Origin of the sequence: Shimia sp. CNT1-13L.2 (genome assembly GCF_024331145.1) — a bacterium.
Classification (GTDB): domain Bacteria; phylum Pseudomonadota; class Alphaproteobacteria; order Rhodobacterales; family Rhodobacteraceae; genus Shimia.
Genome location: NZ_JANDJO010000003.1, coordinates 250,729 through 268,981 on the forward strand (window position 1 = coordinate 250,729; position 18,253 = coordinate 268,981).

12 protein-coding genes and 2 tRNA genes are annotated in these 18,253 nt (G+C 59.8%); 11 read left to right on the top strand and 3 right to left on the bottom strand.

Annotated elements, in window-relative coordinates:
• Positions 1 to 231: 231 nt before the first annotated feature.
• A tRNA-Asp gene (locus NNA36_RS08055) sits at positions 232 to 308 on the top strand.
• Between the two features lie 38 nt (positions 309 to 346).
• Positions 347 to 423 (top strand) — tRNA-Asp (locus NNA36_RS08060).
• Positions 424 to 540: 117 nt separating this feature from the next.
• Here NNA36_RS08060 and NNA36_RS08065 read toward each other — a convergent pair.
• Positions 541 to 1,914, bottom strand: coding sequence for a M20/M25/M40 family metallo-hydrolase (locus NNA36_RS08065; RefSeq protein WP_255106103.1), 1,374 nt, complete (start codon positions 1,912 to 1,914; stop codon positions 541 to 543).
• Positions 1,915 to 2,141: 227 nt separating this feature from the next.
• Here NNA36_RS08065 and hemA point away from each other — a divergent pair, with 227 nt between their 5' ends.
• The 3 genes from hemA to ispG all read left to right on the top strand — a co-directional run bounded on the left by hemA (position 2,142) and on the right by ispG (position 5,839).
• Positions 2,142 to 3,365: a 5-aminolevulinate synthase gene (gene hemA, locus NNA36_RS08070; RefSeq protein ID WP_255106106.1), complete on the top strand. Its 1,224-nt coding sequence runs from the start codon at positions 2,142 to 2,144 to the stop codon at positions 3,363 to 3,365.
• Positions 3,366 to 3,474: 109 nt separating this feature from the next.
• Positions 3,475 to 4,635, top strand: a complete 1,161-nt coding sequence (locus tag NNA36_RS08075) for a helix-turn-helix domain-containing protein (protein WP_255106109.1) — start codon at positions 3,475 to 3,477, stop codon at positions 4,633 to 4,635.
• An 88-nt stretch (positions 4,636 to 4,723) separates the two neighbouring features.
• Positions 4,724 to 5,839, top strand: a complete 1,116-nt coding sequence (gene ispG / locus NNA36_RS08080) for a flavodoxin-dependent (E)-4-hydroxy-3-methylbut-2-enyl-diphosphate synthase (protein ID WP_255106112.1) — start codon at positions 4,724 to 4,726, stop codon at positions 5,837 to 5,839.
• A gap of 69 nt (positions 5,840 to 5,908) precedes the next feature.
• On the opposite strand, the gene NNA36_RS08085 is transcribed toward ispG, so the two are convergent.
• The gene (locus tag NNA36_RS08085) at positions 5,909 to 6,655 is read right to left on the bottom strand and encodes a DsbA family protein (RefSeq protein WP_255106115.1); all 747 of its coding nucleotides are present in this window, start codon (positions 6,653 to 6,655) and stop codon (positions 5,909 to 5,911) included.
• A gap of 11 nt (positions 6,656 to 6,666) precedes the next feature.
• A complete protein-coding gene (locus tag NNA36_RS08090; protein ID WP_255106117.1) occupies positions 6,667 to 8,043 on the bottom strand; it encodes a M48 family metalloprotease in 1,377 nt (458 codons plus the stop codon).
• On the opposite strand from NNA36_RS08090, the gene NNA36_RS08095 reads away from it, so the two are divergent.
• The 6 genes from NNA36_RS08095 (at position 8,042) to NNA36_RS08120 (ending at position 18,213) form a co-directional block, all read left to right on the top strand.
• On the top strand, positions 8,042 to 9,193 hold the full coding sequence (locus NNA36_RS08095; RefSeq protein ID WP_255106119.1) for a pyridoxal phosphate-dependent aminotransferase: 1,152 nt from the start codon (positions 8,042 to 8,044) through the stop codon (positions 9,191 to 9,193). The genes NNA36_RS08090 and NNA36_RS08095 overlap by 2 nt on opposite strands.
• Positions 9,194 to 9,300: 107 nt before the next feature.
• Positions 9,301 to 10,536, top strand: a complete 1,236-nt coding sequence (locus tag NNA36_RS08100; RefSeq protein WP_255106121.1) for an N-acetylmuramoyl-L-alanine amidase — start codon at positions 9,301 to 9,303, stop codon at positions 10,534 to 10,536.
• A gap of 110 nt (positions 10,537 to 10,646) precedes the next feature.
• Positions 10,647 to 13,202, top strand: a complete 2,556-nt coding sequence (locus NNA36_RS08105; RefSeq protein WP_255106123.1) for a penicillin-binding protein 1A — start codon at positions 10,647 to 10,649, stop codon at positions 13,200 to 13,202.
• A 109-nt stretch (positions 13,203 to 13,311) separates the two neighbouring features.
• Positions 13,312 to 14,439 carry a peptide chain release factor 2 gene (gene prfB, locus NNA36_RS08110; protein ID WP_255106125.1) on the top strand — a complete coding sequence of 376 codons (1,128 nt, stop codon included), beginning with the start codon at positions 13,312 to 13,314 and terminating at the stop codon, positions 14,437 to 14,439.
• Between the two features lie 253 nt (positions 14,440 to 14,692).
• On the top strand, positions 14,693 to 16,345 hold the full coding sequence (locus NNA36_RS08115) for a calcium-binding protein (RefSeq protein ID WP_255106127.1): 1,653 nt from the start codon (positions 14,693 to 14,695) through the stop codon (positions 16,343 to 16,345).
• A gap of 131 nt (positions 16,346 to 16,476) precedes the next feature.
• Positions 16,477 to 18,213, top strand: coding sequence for a calcium-binding protein (locus tag NNA36_RS08120; protein WP_255106129.1), 1,737 nt, complete (start codon positions 16,477 to 16,479; stop codon positions 18,211 to 18,213).
• Positions 18,214 to 18,253: the final 40 nt, after the last annotated feature.

Sequence of the window (18,253 nt, forward strand, 5' to 3'; positions counted from 1 at the left end):
AGAATTGACAGTCGGCCGGTTCGCGGTGGTGCGGGTTTGAACGCATCAAATCTGGCGCGGGATCTATGCCTCCGAGCCCGTTGAAATCGCTTGTTGAACTGCGGTTGTTCGGGGCCGTCGGACGGAAAATCAAAAAACTTTCAAATACCCTCTCTTAACCGCTTGACGTGCCGAGCGGCTAAGCATAAACCACGCCTCACGCTTCGGGGCGCACCCTGGAGCGGACAGTGAGCGGTTGTAGCTCAGTTGGTTAGAGTACCGGCCTGTCACGCCGGGGGTCGCGGGTTCGAGCCCCGTCAACCGCGCCACCACTGTCCGTCCAAGAGCGCCGAAGAGAAAGAAATGCGCGGTTGTAGCTCAGTTGGTTAGAGTACCGGCCTGTCACGCCGGGGGTCGCGGGTTCGAGCCCCGTCAACCGCGCCATTTTCTTTACAACGTACCTTGAAAAAAGCGCTCCGATCTGGGGCGCTTTTTTCGTTTCTGGCGCCTTGTTGCGGGATGTGGAAACGCCCGCTCACGAGAGCGGGCGTTCTGTTGTCTTTACTTTGTCATCTCGTCGAGGATTCGGGCCCAGGAGCGGATGCCCTTGTGGAAGCTTTCCAGATCGTATTTCTCGTTCGGCGAGTGGATCTGGTCGTCGTCCTTGGCAAAGCCGATCAGCATGGCATCGACGCCGAGCAAGTCCTTGAAATACCCCGCGATCGGGATCGAGCCGCCACAGCCTGCAAAGGCGGCGGCATCGGGCCATTCGTCTGAAAGCGCCTTGCGGGCGGCCTCGAAGGCGGGGTTTGCCGTGGACATCTGCGAGGCGGGCGAGCCTTTCTCGGTGCGGTACTCGACGGTGAAGCCTTCGGGCAGGTTGCTTTCGAGATGCTGGCGGAAGGCGGCGCGGATCTTGTCCGGATCCTGCTGGCCGACAAGTCGGAAGGACACCTTGGCGGAGGCCTGGCTTGGCAGGACGGTCTTGAAGCCATCGCCGGTGTAGCCGCCCCAGATGCCGTTCACGTCGCATGTCGGGCGCGACCAGATTTGTTCCAGCGGGGTGCGGTCGACCTCGCCGGCGGGGGCCTTGAGGCCGACGTCGCCAAGGAAGGTGGCGTGGTCGAAGTTCAGGTTCTGCCACTGGCTGCGGATTTCGTCGGAGAGTTCAGGCACGTCATCGTAGAAGCCCGCGAGGGTTACGGCGCCGTTGTCGTCGTGCAGGTCGGCAAGGATGCGGGTCAGCACCCGGATCGGGTTCATCGCGACGCCACCGTACATGCCCGAATGGAGATCGCGGTCCGGGCCGGTGATGGTGAAGTCTTCGCCAAGCAGGCCGCGCAATTGCGTGATGATCGCGGGGACCTTGCTTTCGAACAGGCCGGTGTCGCAGATCAGGGCGATGTCCGAGGTCAGTTCGGCGGCGTTTGCCTGCATGAAGGGGACGAGAGACGGGGAGCCTGATTCCTCTTCACCTTCGAAGAAAAAGGTGATGCGGCAGGGCAGGGAGCCGTTTTCCGCCTTCCAGGCGCGGCAGGCTTCGACGAAGGTCATCAGCTGGCCCTTGTCGTCCGAAGAGCCGCGTCCGCGGATCACCTTGCCGTTGACGGTGTCTTCGAGTTGCGGCTCGAACGGGGGGCTATCCCAAAGCTCGAGCGGATCGACGGGCTGAACATCGTAGTGGCCGTAGAACAGGATGTGGGGGCCATCGCCTTCGACATGGCCCACGACCATCGGGTGCCCGGGTGTCGGGCGCTTTTCGGCCTTGACGCCAAGGCTTTGAAGGTCGGCGACAAGCCAGTCGGCGGCGCGGTCGCAATCGTCCTTGAAGGCCGGGTCGGTTGAGATCGAAGGGATCTTCAGAAGTTCGATCAAACGGTCGGTCGCGCCCTGGAGGTCGGAATCGATACGTTTGAGTACGTTGTCGAGTGACATGCACAGAATCCTGTATGCTAGAGGTGGTTCGCGGCAGAGCCTATCAGGCCGATTGGCACTGTCCAGTTTCCGATCGGAACCCTTGACGTAGATCAAGGATCGAGAGGTGGCAAAATGTAACGTAGGCCGCATGTTTTTTGCGCGATATACCCATTCTTTAAATTGAATGTCCGGTCGCGCGGATGATATGTGGATGCAACCAGCAACCCGTTCAAGGAGGGAAGCCCGTGGATTACAATGTGAAGCTCGACGAAGCGATCCAGCGTCTTCATGATGAAGGACGTTACCGTACTTTCATTGATATCGAGCGTGAGAAGGGCAACTTCCCGCACGCCATGTGGACCCGTCCTGACGGCACCAAGGCGCCGATCACCGTATGGTGTGGCAACGACTATCTTGGCATGGGCCAGCATCCGGTTGTTCTTGCTGCCATGCACGAGGCATTGGATGCGACCGGCGCCGGTTCGGGCGGCACCCGCAACATTTCGGGCACCACGATCTATCACAAGCGCCTTGAGGCGGAGCTGGCGGACTTGCATGGCAAGGAAGCGGCGCTTCTGTTTACCTCGGCCTATATTGCCAATGACGCGACCCTTTCGACCCTGCCCAAGCTGTTCCCCGGTCTGATCATCTATTCGGACGAATTGAACCACGCCTCGATGATCGAAGGTGTGCGCCGCAACGGTGGTGCCAAGCGCGTGTTCCGTCACAACGACGTTGAGCATCTGCGTGAACTTCTGGCAGCGGATGATCCGGCGGCCCCCAAGCTGATCGCCTTTGAATCGGTCTATTCGATGGACGGTGACTTTGGTCCGATCGAAGTGATCTGCGATCTGGCGGATGAATTCGGCGCGCTGACCTATATCGACGAGGTTCACGCGGTGGGCATGTATGGCCCGCGCGGTGGTGGTGTGACCGAGCGTGACAACCTCGCGCATCGTATCGACATCATCAACGGCACCCTTGCCAAAGCCTATGGCGTGATGGGTGGCTATATCGCGGCCAGCGAAAAAATGTGTGACGCCGTGCGTTCTTATGCGCCGGGCTTCATCTTCACCACCTCGCTGCCGCCGGCGGTTGCGGCAGGGGCGGCGGCTTCGGTTGCGCATCTGAAGACAGATCAGGAGCGTCGTGACAAGCACCAGGAGCAGGCGAAGATCCTCAAGCTGCGCCTGAAGGGCATGGGCCTGCCGATCATCGACCACGGCTCGCACATCGTGCCCGTGATCGTGGGGGACCCGGTTCACACCAAGGCGCTGTCGGACATGCTGCTGGAGAACTTCGGCATCTACGTGCAGCCCATCAACTTCCCGACCGTGCCGCGTGGGACCGAGCGTCTTCGCTTTACCCCGTCGCCCGTACACGGACCGGATGAGATGAATAAGCTGGTTCGCGCCATGGACGAGCTTTGGTCGCACTGTGCGCTGAATCGTGCCGAACTTGCGGGCTAGGCGATCACGAAGGTGCAAAATTTGTTGCACTGTGTTACTTTAGCCTCAACAAAGGGCCCGATCCGAATCGGGGACGTTAACGGATCGGCATTGCAGTGAGGCGAATGATATGATCAGGCGCAAGGGACAGCGCACAGCCGTAGAGCATGACGAGGGACCGAAAGGTTTCGACGATTACGACCTGCGTCTAGGGGACATGATGCGGGGCGAACGGGCAACGATGGGTAAGTCGTTGCTCGATGTTCAACGCGAGTTGCGAATCCGAGCCTCCTACATCGCTGCAATCGAGAACGCCGATCCAACGGCGTTCGAAACACCCGGCTTTATTGCCGGCTACGTGCGTTCCTATGCACGCTATCTTGGGCTGGATCCGGACGAGACATTCGCTGCGTTCTGCAAGGAAAGCGGGTTCACGCCTGCGCACGGCATGTCGGCGGAAGCCTCGACCATGCGCAAGAGTGAAAGCACGCTCAAGGTAGACCGTGATGCGTTGGACGCGCCGATCATGGCGTTCACGCCTGCGCCGGAGTCTATTCTGTCCCGGATCGAACCACGCGCGATTGGCTCTTCGATGGTGCTGGTCGCTCTGATCGCAACCATCGGCTATGGCGGATGGTCGGTTCTCAATGAAATTCAAAGGGTTAAACTGGCTCCGGTCGAGCAGACACCTGTTGTGCTCTCGGAACTGGACCCGTTGAACGCGGCCGAGCGGAGCGAAGTTGCCGGTCTTGGTACGCCGTCGACCGAGACGCTTGACCGTCTGTATCGCCCGCAGGCGCTTGATGTGCCGGTGATGGTGGCGCGGGATGCGCCGATTTCCACGCTGAACCCAGATACGATGGGCGTGTTCACGCCTGAGGCGCCGGTTCTGGCCGACCTGACGGAAGAGGTTCTGGATCGGGCGGTGCCGCAGGTTCTCGAAAACGAACGTGATGAACTTGTCCTGATGGCAGTGCGTCCGGCATGGGTTCGGGTAAGGGCTGCGGATGGGTCGGTTCTTCTGGAGAAGATCCTGAACGCAGGCGAAGAATTCACCCTGCCTGAAAAGGAAGGTGTGCCGACACTGACCGCGGGCATGAGCGGTTCGGTTTATTTCAAGCTGAACGGCGCGCTGTTCGGCCCTGTGGGAACAGGGACCAACCGGATTGGGGATCTGGCGCTGGATGCCGACCTCCTGTTGGAGCAATATGATCTGGCGGACCTTGACCAAGACCCCGAATTGGCGCGGATCGTGGCCGAAGCGGATGCTGCTCTGGTGAATGGGCAATAATTCTCTGCCGCGTTGGGCTTTGCATTGCCCCCGACACACAACGGACTTACATAGGCCCTGAACCTGCATCGGTGAGGGGCCTTTTCATATGTCGATGAACCACATCCGCCCGTGGCGCAATATCGAGCGTCGCAAATCGCGTCAGATCATGGTGGGGAATGTGCCCGTTGGTGGCGACGCGCCGATCGCGGTGCAGACGATGACGAACACGGACAGTTCGGATGTTAAGGCGACGCTGGGGCAGGTGCTTGCGGCGGCCGAGGCCGGTGCCGACATCGTGCGTGTTTCGACACCCGACGCGGCGGCAACCAAGGCCCTGAAAGAGATCGCCAAGGAAAGCCCGGTTCCGATCGTGGCGGACATCCATTTCCACTATAAACGCGCGATCGAGGCGGCCGAGGCGGGGGCTGCGTGCCTGCGGATCAACCCGGGCAATATCGGTGATGAAAAGCGGGTCAAGGAAGTGATCCAGGCGGCGAAGGATCATGGCTGTTCGATCCGGATTGGCGTGAACGCCGGTTCGCTTGAGAAACACCTGCTTGAGAAATATGGCGAGCCCTGTCCGGACGCGATGGTGGAAAGCGGGCTGGAGCATATCCGCATTCTTCAGGATAACGATTTCCACGAATACAAGATCAGCGTGAAGGCGTCGGACGTCTTCATGACGGCAGCGGCCTACCAGCAGCTGGCGGATGCGACCGACGCGCCGATCCATTTGGGTGTGACCGAGGCGGGTGGTTTCGTGAGCGGCACCATCAAATCGGCGATTGGCCTTGGCAACCTGCTGTGGATGGGCATTGGCGATACCTTGCGCGTGTCGCTCTCGGCCGATCCGGTGGAAGAGGTGAAGGTCGGTTTCGAAATCCTCAAGTCGCTTGGCCTGCGCCACCGCGGGGTGAACATCATTTCCTGCCCGTCCTGCGCGCGTCAGGGCTTTGACGTCATCAAGACGGTTGAAACGCTGGAGAACCGGCTGGCGCATATCCATACGCCGATGAGCCTGTCGATTATCGGCTGTGTCGTGAACGGGCCGGGGGAGGCGTTGATGACCGACATCGGGTTTACCGGCGGCGGGGCCGGATCGGGCATGGTCTATCTGGCGGGCAAGCAGAGCCACAAGATGTCGAACGAAGAGATGGTGGATCACATCGTCGAGCAGGTCGAAGCACGTGCCGCCGAGATCGAGGCGGAGGCCGCCGAGTAATCAGTGCCGTTGAGGCAAAGAAAAAAGGCCACTCTCATCGAGTGGCCTTTTTCGTGTTCCGCGACCGGGTCAGTTGCCGCGTTTCTCGGCAACCAGAGCGGCCATGTTGTCATAGGGCAGGTAGCCGCGCAAAAGCTGGTCCTGCATGACAAAGGTCGGCGTGCCGGAGATCGCGAGGCGGTTTGCCAAGTCGCGGGTCTGGCGGATTTCGGCTGTGACCTGATCGCTGTTCATATGGCTCAGAACGTCGCTTGCGGAATGGCCAAGCGAGTCTGCGATGCGGGTCAGCGCTGTAGGGGTCACGTCGCCCTTGAAGGCGATCAGCGTGTCATGGGCCTCGGCGTAGGCCTCGTTTCCGAACAGCTGCTTGATGGCAACGGCAAAGCGCGAGGACAGGAGCGAGCCTTCGCCGAGGATCGGAAATTCCTTGTAGATCAGACGGATATTGCCGTCTTTCTCAACCAGTTTCTTGACCTCGTCATGGGCGCGACGACAGTAGCCGCAGCGGTAGTCGACGAATTCTACCAGCGTGATATCGCCTTCGGGGTTACCGCCGACGTAAGAATAGCCGTCGTTGAAGATGGCGTCCGAATGCGCCTTGACTAGAGCGATGTCATGGCTGGCGGCGGCTTCGGCCTCGCGTTGTTCCAGAAGGCCAACCGCTTCCATGATAACCTCGGGATTGTCGAGGAGATAGGCGCGGACTTCGGCGCGGAAGGCGGCACGTTCGTCCTCGGACATCTTGTCGAGATCAAGCGCGAAGGCGGGCAGGGCGGTCAGGGCGATGGCCGCTGCGGTGGTGAGGGATTTGAGCATCGTTGTCTCCGTTATTTCTTTTTGGCGGCGCGTTCAGCGTCGGCGAGAATGTCTTCGGCCCGGCGCCATGCGCTCGAGCCGCGTGGCAGGAGGCCGCTGGCGCGTCTTGCGTGGATCGCAGCATCCTTGAGGCGGTTATGCAGGGCGTATCGCTCTGCGGTGGAAAGTGAGGCCATGCCGTTCTTGCCGGTGCGGGCATAGGCGGCGCCAAGATCACGCAGGATCCGTGGGTCACGGAAATCGCGGGCACGGGCTTTTTCAAGGTAGGCGAGCGCCTCTTTGGGGCGGTCGGCGGCAAGGAGCGCGCGACCCAAGCCACCGAGGCAGAGGGCGTTTCGTGGGGCGAGGTCAACGGATTTGCGATAGGCGTTGACCGCTTCGTTGAAACGGCGGCTTTCCAGCAAGATCTGGCCCTTGAGCTCGTAAAAATATGGATCGCGGGGGCGCATTTCGATGGTCGCGTTGATGCGGGCGATGGCCTTGGTGCGATCCGAGCGGCGGTGATAGGCGATGGCCTCGCGCATGAGCCGGATGTCGCGGCTTGGGCTTTCGTCGGCGCGTTGCATTGTCCATTTCGGAGAACGGGTAAAGGCCGAGGCCTTGCCTTGGGCGCGGGCGAACCAGTATTCGGCTTCGGGTTGTTTTTTGCCCTTGCCCTTGTTGGCGTTTGCAAAGGCCTGCATGGCGCGCATCCGGTCGCGGGTCAGCGGGTGGGAGCGCATGTAGGGGTCCTGACGCGAGACATTCAGGAGTTCCTGACCGCGAAAGAGATCGTGAACTTCGACCGCGGCATGGGGATCGACGCCTGCGCGGACCATGTATCGGACGCCCGATTGGTCGGCCGCAGCTTCTTCGGCGCGGGTGTGGGCGAGAAGGGTCCGCACTGATGCGGATTGCGTGCCAAGCGCCAGACCCGCGACGGCATCTCCGGAGGCACCGGCGGCGGCGGCGGCCAAAGCCAGCGCGAGGCCGAATCCGGCGGCAGTGCGTGCGGTGCCGATATTGGCCATACGGCGGGTGATATGGCTGTTGGTGATATGTGCGGCTTCGTGGGCGATGACGGCCTGCAACATCTCGACCCGCTCCATGCGCAAAAGGAGGCCCATGTGGATGAAAATGTGGTTGTTGTCGATCACGAAGGCATTGAGGCTTTGGTCGTTGACCACCAACACACGTACGCTTCCGCCAAGGCCGGCGGCGGCAAGGATCGGTTCGGAAACGCGTGCCAAGGCGTATTCGATGTCTGGGTCGCGGATCAGCGAAATTGCCCGCGCGGGCAGGGCCGTTACCGTGAGGATGAGGGCAAGGAAAATTCCAAGCATCCGGTGCATTGACGGCGCGGTGATTTCGCGGTGAAAGGTCATGGCGACAATAGGAACGATAAACATGCGGAATTCAAGACGTGGGGCCGTCGATCCCTTTATTGTGATGGACGTCATGGAAGCGGCAAGACAGGCCGAGGCCGAGGGTAGACATATCATCCATATGGAGGTGGGCCAGCCCGGAACGGCGGCACCCGCAGGGGCGAGGCAGGTTCTTGCCGAGGAGATGCAGAAAGACGCGCTTGGCTATACGGTTGCGCTGGGGATACCGGAGTTGCGGGCGCGGATCGCGCAGCTTTATGGCGAGTGGTACAACGTGGACCTTGATCCCGCGCGGGTGATCGTGACGCCGGGGTCTTCGGGGGCCTTCCTTCTGGCGTTCACCGCGCTGTTTGATGCAGGCGACAGGGTGGCCATCGGGGCGCCCGGATACCCGTCATACCGCCAGATCCTCAAGGCGCTTTCGCTGGAACCGGTGGACCTGCCGACTTCGAATGCCAACCGCCTGCAACCGGTGCCCGATGATTTCGCGGATATGGACGTGCAGGGCCTGATGGTGGCTTCGCCCGCGAACCCGACGGGCACCATGTTGAACAAGGGGGCGATGCAGGCCCTGGTGGATGCCTGTGCCGCCAAGGGCGCGTCATTCATCAGCGACGAAATCTACCACGGCATCGAATACGAGGCCAAGGCAGTCACGGCGCTTGAGATCACGCAGGACTGTTACGTGATCAACTCGTTCTCGAAGTATTTCAGCATGACCGGATGGCGCGTCGGCTGGATGGTCGTGCCCGAGGATCATGTGCGGCAGGTCGAGCGTCTGGCGCAGAACATGTTCATCTGCGCCCCGCACGCGAGCCAGGTTGCGGCCTTGGCGGCGATGGACTGTCACGAGGAACTTGAGGCCAACATGGCGGTCTATCGTGCCAATCGGCAGTTGATGATCGACGGGCTGCCCAGGGCGGGGTTCGATCGCTTTGCGCCGCCGGATGGCGCGTTCTATTTCTACGTGGATGTCAGCCAGTACACCAATGACAGCCGGGCCTTTGCGCGGGAGATTCTGGAAGAGGCGGGGGTGGCGGTGACGCCGGGCCTTGATTTCGATCCGGTGCGCGGCGCGGGGACGTTGCGGTTTTCCTATGCGCGGTCAACGGCGGATATTGCCGAGGGTCTGGAACGCCTTGCGCGGTTCATGAAGGCGCGTGGCCACATCTGAGGATTTGGCCGAAGGGGAACATGCGGCCGGTGGTCTTTGGATCGCCGGTAGTGTGTTGTTGCGCCTTGGTGTACCCTGTCACCAAACAGCCCGCCGGAGAGAGGGACATGAGCAGGTTTATCACGATCTTGGTTGCAGCCTTCGTGGCGGTGTTTTCCCTTTCTATCAAAGGGATGGCGCAGGAGTTTACAGCTCTGGCACGGGTGCAGCAGGAAGATAGCCGTCTGTCGAATGGATGGCGGGGCTCGGTTCTGATTGAGCTGGGACTGTCGCAGGGGGTGCCCTGGCGGGTGTTCCAGCTGGATGATCCCAAACGTATGGTTCTGGATTTTCGCGAAGTGGACTGGCGCGGCTTTGATGTGGACGCCTTCGGTGCGGCGGACGGTGTCGCGGCGGTGCGTGTCGGGCAGTTCCGACCGGGCTGGAGCCGGATGGTGGTGGACCTCTCGCTGCCGTTGGTGGTGGACGAGGCGAGCCTGACGCTGGATACCGAAACCGGTGCCGGACAGCTGCGGATTGTTCTGGAAAAACAGGATGATGCGGCGTTCTCCTTGCGTGCCGGAGCGCCGCGTGATCCGCGATGGGACCTGCCGGAGCCTGTGACGTTTGAGACGGAGACAGACGCCGAAAAGCCCGACTGGGCGCCGGTGTTGATTGTGCTTGATCCCGGCCACGGCGGCATTGATCCGGGGGCAGAGCGGTCAGGCGTGAGCGAAAAGGACTTGATGCTGACCTTTGGCCGCGAGTTGCGCGAAAGCCTGCGCCGCGCCGGGTTCGAGGTGCATATGACACGGGACGAGGATGTGTTTGTCTCGCTCGAGCGCCGCGTGTCGATTGCGCATGAAGCCAAGGCGGACTTGTTCATCTCGCTGCATGCGGATGCGCTTCAGAAGGGCCATGCGACGGGGGCCACGGTCTATACCCTGTCGGAGGAAGCATCGGACGCGGCATCGGCGACACTGGCCGAACGGCACGACCGGGCCGATATTCTGGCGGGGATTGACCTGTCGTCGGCAGATGATCAGGTGGCCGATATCCTCTTGGACCTGGCACGGCTTGAGACGCAACCGCGGTCTGAGCATCTGGCGACGCAACTGGTGCGCTCGATCAAAGGGGCAACGGGGGCGATCAACAAGAAGCCGCATCGCAAGGCGGGGTTTTCCGTGTTGAAGGCGGCGGATGTGCCGTCGATCCTGATCGAGGTTGGTTTCCTGAGTTCGGATGAAGACCTGAAGCGCCTGAAGGATGTGAACTGGCGTGCGGTGATGGCGGGTGCGATCCGTGACGGTGTTCAGGCCTGGGTTGATGAGGACAAGGCGCTGCGCGATCTGGTGCGTCAGTAAGTCTTTCGGGAAACGGCAAAATGGCGCTGACGGCTGGCGGTCATGTGTTTTGACCGTTCGGTTCGGTGTATATATAGAGACGCGAGACCAAGGCGATACGGGGGCACGGCGTGCTGAGATTCATCCTCTCCTTCTTCGGGACCATCTTCACATTCGTGACGATGGGGCTGGCCGTTATTGCCCTGTCGATCGGGGCGGTGTTCTGGATGTATGGCCGCGATCTGCCCAGCCACGAGGCCTTGGCGCAGTACAAGCCGCCTACAATCAGCCGGATTTACTCGGGCGAGGGGCACATCATCGACGAGTTCGCCAAGGAGCGGCGTCTGTTCGTGCCGTCGGACGAAATTCCGGACCTGGTGAAGCAGGCGTTCATCTCGGCGGAAGACAAGAACTTCTATACCCACAAGGGCTATGACGCGCGCGGTATTGCTGCGGCAGCCCTTGAGGCCGTTCGTTCGCGGGGGCAGAGCGTGCGGGGGGCTTCGACGATCACGCAGCAGGTGATGAAGAACTTCCTGTTGTCGGGGGATCGCCGGATTGAACGGAAGATCAAGGAGATCATCCTCGCCACGCGGGTTGAGGAGACCCTGAGCAAAGAGCAGATTCTTGAGCTGTACCTGAACGAAATCTTCCTCGGTCAGAACTCCTATGGCGTGGCCGCCGCCGCGCAGACCTATTTCAACAAGTCCCTGCGTGAACTGACACCGCATGAGGCCGCGACGCTGGCGTCGATGCCCAAGGCGCCGGGCAAATTCCATCCGGTGCGCAACAAGGACCGCGTTTTGTCGCGCCGGAACTTTGTTCTGAAGGAAATGGCCGAAAACGGCTATATCACGCAGGCCGTCTATGAGGCCGAGGCGGCATTGCCGCTGAATTCGGTTCAGAACGGGGACTACGAGAGTTTCAAGTCGGCGCTGCCTCCGCGTGACTATTTCACCGACGAAATCCGCCGTCAGCTGAGTGTTGATTTCGGGGAAGACGAGTTCTTTTCAGGTGGCATGAGCGTGCGGGCGACGGTTGATCCCGAGATGCAGGAAGTTGCGGCGCGGGCCTTGCGCCACGCGCTTGAGAAATATGACCGCGCGCAGGGGCTCTGGCGTGGGACTGGGGTCAAGTTGGACGCATCCGCGCTGGAGAGCGAGGCGGCATGGCGTGAGGCACTGGCGTCGGCAGAGGTGCCGCGTGATGTGGATCTTGATGGCAAGTGGCATCCGGCGGTTGTTCTGCTGGTTGGCAAGAACGATGCCCGGATCGGGATCGAGGGTGTTGAGGATGATGCGGACGGGCATTTCATCACGGCCAAGGATGTGACATGGGCCCGCAAGCTACGCGAGGACGGCAGCAAGGGGCGCAAGGCCAAGGTTGCCGGTGATCTGCTTGAGGTTGGCGACGTCGTGCTGGTGCGGGCGATCACCAAGGACGACAGCGGCGACTTCGTGCGCTGGTCGTTGCGCCAGGTGCCGGAAGTGCAGGGCGGTTTTATGGCGATGGACGTGAACAACGGCCGTGTCATCGCGATGCAGGGCGGATTCTCCTATCAGGATTCGGTGTTCAACCGTGCGACGCAGGCAAAGCGCCAGCCGGGCTCGAGCTTTAAGCCCTTCGTTTACGCTTCGGCCCTGGACAGCGGCTATTCTCCGGCGACAATCGTGATTGACGCGCCGATCGAGATCGACACGCCGCAGGGTGTCTGGCGGCCGCGCAACTCGTCGAACAAGTTCTATGGGCCAACCCCGTTGCGGACCGGCATTGAACAGTCGCGGAACCTCATGACGATCCGTCTTGCGCAGGAAGTGGGGATGGACGTTGTTTCGGACTATGCCGAGCGCTTTGGGGTTTACAACAACATGGGCCAGTTCCTGGCCAACTCGCTGGGGTCGGAAGAGACGACGCTTTACCAGATGGTTGCGGCCTATGCGATGTTTGCCAATGGCGGCGAGCGGGTGGAGCCGACGCTGGTGGACCGTATTCAGGACCGTTACGGCAAGACGATCTACCGTCACGACCAGCGTGACTGTACCGATTGTGACCGCCCGGATATCGCCAAGACCCGTGGCCCCCGTATCGTAACCAACCGCGAGCGGGTGATGGATGCGATCACCGCTTATCAGCTGACCTCGATGATGCGGGGCGTGGTGCAGCGCGGTACGGCGGCGAGTGCGATCAACCTGCCTGTGCCGGTGGCCGGCAAGACCGGAACCACCAACGAGGCCAAGGATGTCTGGTTCGTGGGCTTCACCAACACGCTGGTGGCGGGGTGCTACATCGGTCACGACCGTCCGCGCCCGCTTGGGCGGGGGACGTATGGTGGGTCGACCTGTGGCCCGGTGTTCCAGGAGTTCATGAAGGAAGCCATCGAGAAATACGGCTCGGGCAAGTTCCGCGTGCCGCCGGGCGGCCATTTTATCAAGATCGACCGGTTCACCGGTGCGCGCCTGTCGGATGAGGCGTCTGGCGAGGCGGTTGTGGCCGAGTATTTCCGCGATGGTGAAGAGCCCGTCTTTGGCGTGACCTACGACGGTGGTTTCGCGATGGGATCGAACCTGCCGCTGTTTGATGATGTGCAGATTCACACGGGACGCGAAGTCACGACATCAACTGGTGAAAAGGCTGTCGTGGGGCCGAAAGCGGATTTCGGAACGCTGAGTTCCGGTGGCCTTTACTAGGCGGCCAATCTCCCTTGATTTAAATGCTCTGACGGGCGTGCCGATGGCTTGCCCGTGAGGAAGGGGTGAGGTATCACCCTGATCTGACATTCAGAAGACGGATAGAGCCATGCGCGCCGAAACCCAGAACATCGTTGCTGAAATTCGCAAGTCGGTCGAACTGCTGCGGCAGCGGATGGACTGGGAAACCGCGCAATACCGTCTTGAGGAATTCAATGCACGGGTGGAAGATCCCGACCTCTGGAACGACCCGGAAGGCGCGCAGAAACTGATGCGCGAGCGCCAGATGCTGGTGGACGCGCTGGAGACCGTGACCTCGATCGAGACCGACCTGAACGACAACATCGAGTTGATCGAACTGGGCGAGATGGAAGAGGACGACGAGGTTGTGGCCGACGCCGAAGAGGCGCTGAAGGCGCTTCAGGAAAAGGCGGCGGAGAAAGAGCTTGAGGCGCTGCTGGATGGCGAGGCCGACGGCAATGACACCTTCCTCGAGATCAACTCGGGCGCGGGTGGCACCGAAAGCTGTGACTGGGCTTCGATGCTGGCGCGTATGTATGTGCGTTGGGCCGAAAAGAAGGGCTACAAGGTCGAGCTTCAATCGGAAACTGCGGGCGAAGAAGCGGGCATCAAATCGGCGGCTTACAAGATTTCCGGCCACAACGCCTATGGCTGGCTCAAGTCGGAAAGCGGCGTGCACCGTCTGGTGCGGATTTCGCCCTATGACTCGGCGGCCAAGCGGCACACCTCGTTCTCGTCGGTCTGGGTTTATCCGGTGGTGGATGACAATATCGAGATCACCGTCAATCCTGCCGATATCCGTATCGATACCTATCGCTCTTCGGGCGCGGGCGGTCAGCACGTGAACACCACCGACTCGGCGGTGCGTATTACCCACATTCCGACGGGCATTGTCACAACCTCGTCTGAGAAGTCGCAGCACCAGAACCGCGACATTGCCATGAAGGCGCTGAAATCGCGGTTGTATCAGATGGAGCTGGACCGCCGGAATGCCGACATCAACGCGGCGCACGAGGCCAAGGGCGACGCGGGATGGGGCAACCAGATCCGCTCGTATGTCTTGCAGCCCTACCAGATGGTGAAGGACCTGCGGACCAACCACGAGACCTCGGACACCAAAGGCGTTCTGGATGGTGATTTGGACGGGTTCATGGCGGCAACGCTGGCGATGGATGTGGCGGGCAAAAGCCGCGCGGACGCGCAAAGCGAAGATTGACAAGACGCAAAACACCCTTGGGTTGAATTTAGCCGTTTGACATAAGCACTGTGATTCGCTGAGTTTTTTGTCCCCGGTTAGACCTGACCGCCTTCGTCATTTCACGTTACGTAAGAAAAGGTATGGATTTCCGCACCTTTTCTTGGTGTGCCTTAACCTTTGGTCAAATTTCTCAACAATTCCATTGTTGGAATGATTTCTAACGCACTACTCTTTGACCTAGCCGAGGAAACGCATTTTTTCAGGGGGAAATATGGCTACCGAATTTATTACCAATACGCGCACGAGCACTTATACGGCGCACTTCGATGACATCATCATAGTGACCAAGGACGGGAAGTTTACCGTCACATCGGGGCACGCCATCGAGTCTGGAACAGGCAATGTCGATTATCGCGTTACCGTCCTGATGGATGGCTATATAGCTGCGGAAAAGGATGGGATTTACCTGTACGATACTAACAGCGGCACGACAGGGTCGGGTTACCATGACGTTGTCATCGGCGCGGGGGGAACGATTATTGCAGGGGACGATGGCGTCACTGTTATTGGCAATGCCAACAATGTACTCAATGCAGGCTCGATCATCGCGCATGACGATGCGTTTTATACCAATGGGTCCGGAAGTTTCGACAACACCGGAACGATCTCGGCGAATAGTGCGGGCATTTATACGACCGGGAGTTCTACTGATTTTGTAAACAGTGGCACAATTCACGCGGGCTCATATCCTATCCATTATGAGTCAGCTGATGCTGGTAGCGTGATAAATTCCGGCGTTATGATTGGTGGAACTTACGGCGCGTACATAAACTCCTCGAACAACTTCAACCTCAACAACAGTGGAACGATTTCGAGCGACCGCGGCCTTTTGCTCGACGACTCACAGGGCACGATTGTCAACACCGGGCACATTCAGGGCAACGACAGTGGCATCTACATGCGCGATGGTGCGTCGTTTGAAATCTTCAACCACGGAACCATTTCAAGCAACGACAACAACTATACCGTCATCGAAGCGGCAAACGCCGGAACCCTTTTGAACCTCGTGAACAAGGGCACGGTGATTGGTAACGTCACGGGCAATGACCAGAACGATACCGTCAAGAATGGCGGGGTCATTGATGGGGATGTGCTTTTGGGGTCGGGCAACGACGCCTACAAGGGCTTTGACGATGGCGGCGTCATTGGCAGCGTAGTGGGCGGGATTGGCGATGACAGCCTTTTTGGGGGCTCCAAGGACGATACGTTCTTGGGCGAAACCGGTGCTGACCTGCTGCGCGGGCGTGCAGGCGATGATGTTCTCTTGGGCGGTTCGGAAAGCGACACCCTCTTTGGCGGACATGGCAACGACACCATCTGGGGTGGTACTGGCCGTGACCAGGCGTTTCTGGGCGATGGGGACGATGTGTTCTCGGATGATGTCGAGACCGGGGCCTCGGGGGGCGACCAAGTTCAGGGCGGCCGTGGCGATGATGTGATCCTCATGAAAGGCGGCAAGGACACTGTCTATGGTGGCAAGGGGAATGACTCACTTGTGGGGGGCGCTGACAAGGACTTGCTGTTTGGCCAGAACGACGATGATGTCCTGTCCGGTCAGGCCGGAGCCGATACCCTATATGGTGGCAAAGGTGATGATACCCTGACCGGGGGAACGGGGGCGGACGACTTTGTGTTCTTCCGCCAGGCCGGTCATGATTTGATCACCGATTTCACAGTGGGCTCAGACGATGTCGATATCCGTGCCTTTGGTGTTGCGGACTTTGCGGCGTTGTCTGCCGGTGGGATCATGACGGATACCGGCGCTGGCACGCTGATCGACTTCTCCGAAATCGGAGGCAGCGGCTCGGTTTTGCTGATTGACGTCAGCCTTGCTTCGCTGACGGCGGGCGACTTCATCTTCTAACCCTAATTTACGACGGTGACGGCCCCGCGGTGTGCAGGGGCCGTTCCAACTGGTGATGGAAGATCTCTGTCATTTCGAAAAGTTGTTACGATTTCAGTTGGTTAAATCGAAAAGAATAATGGAAATCTACAATGGCTTACGAAACTTATAACAGCAACTACGTGCACTTATTCGCGGATAATGGCGACAGGATGATCCTCCAGAGTTCGGGGACCATCAACTCGACAACGGGTGCGGGGATTTCCCATCGCAACGTGAGTGATGGTAACGTTGATCTGCTGGTTCTGGGGCAAGTCAGTGGCGTTGAAGAAGCGGTGCTGTTTGACGGTACAGGTGGCGGCAATACGGTTTCGATTGGCAGCAGCGGTGTTTTGTTCGGGACGCATGGGATCCGGATCAAGACCAACGACAACAATGTCGTGAATGTCGCGGGAGAGATCTATTCGGATACCTTTGGCATCGGGTCCGAGAATGGCTCGGGCATGGATGTGAACGTGACGGGGCGTGTGAGCGGTGACTATGGTGTCTATCTGGCCGGAGCCGACGATGACACGCTGTCGAACAGTGGCAACATCTACGGGGTCTCCTCTGCGTTCTACGGCATCTACACCGGCAATTTCCGGATCGCCAACACCGGCGTTATGAGCAGTGCCAACCGCGGGATTGACGCTGATCGGGCTGGCTATGTCGAAATCTACAACTCCGGCGACATCATGGGCGCGGACTCGGACGGGATTGCCATCCAGTTCAACGAGTTGAGTTTTGCGCAAGCTACCACAATCCAGAATGAAGGCACCATCATGGGCGGCGATGCCAGTATCCGGCTCCGCAATCGTCAGTCGGAGATCGTGAACGAGGGGGTTATCTCGGGCAGGACCTACGGTATCCTGTCCAGCCAGCTCTCTGAGCCCACTGCCAAGACCGAGATTTTCAACTTTGGCACCATCTCGGGCGGAGACTACGGCATCTCGAGCACGACCCTGACGCGGCTGAGCAATCACGGCGAAATCAGCGGGCGTGTGACGCTGGGCAGTTTGAACGACGTGTTCCACAATTCGGGCGCGGTTCTGGGCAACGTCGACTCCTTCGCCTTTGTTGATTTGGGGGCAGGCAACGACTTTTATTTCGGCCACGGAGACGGACATGTCGCCGGTACGATCGAAGGCGGCGCCGGTAGCGATTATCTGGACGGGGCGTCGCGTGCTGATGTCATCGACGGTGAAGCTGATGCCGATGTCATCCGAGGCAGGGCTGGCGACGATACGCTTTCGGGGGGATCGGAAAACGATACGATCTTTGGCGGTCACGGGGATGACCTTGTCGACGGGGGAACTGGGCGTGACGTAGCCCTTCTTGGCGACGGGGATGACATTTTCAACGATGATGCGGAAACCGGATATAGGGGCGATGACACGGTCATTGGTGGACGCGGTGACGACGCCATCATTATGAAAGGTGGGCGTGATAGCGTGGCTGGCGGCAAGGGCGACGATACGATTTCGGGCGGCGCGGATGCGGATTTTCTCGCGGGTCAGAAGGACGATGATGTCCTGAATGGCCAAGGGGGCGTCGATACTATTGTTGGCGGGCGCGGCGATGATACGCTGACCGGTGGCCTGGGAGCGGATGACTTTCTGTTCTTTGCTCATACCGGTCATGATGTCATCACTGACTTTGCAGTTGGTGCAGACGATATTGATCTCAGTGCCACGGGCGTCGCAGACTTTGCGGCTCTGTCTGCCGGGGCGATCATGACGGACACCGGGGCCGGAACACTGATCGATTTCACCGAGTTCGGAGGAAGCGGCACAGTGTTGATTGCCGGCGTGAGCCTTGCGTCCTTGACCGCGGGCGACTTCATCTTCTGAGCAGAGGACACGGGATGATGGAAATGGCCCTGCCACTGGC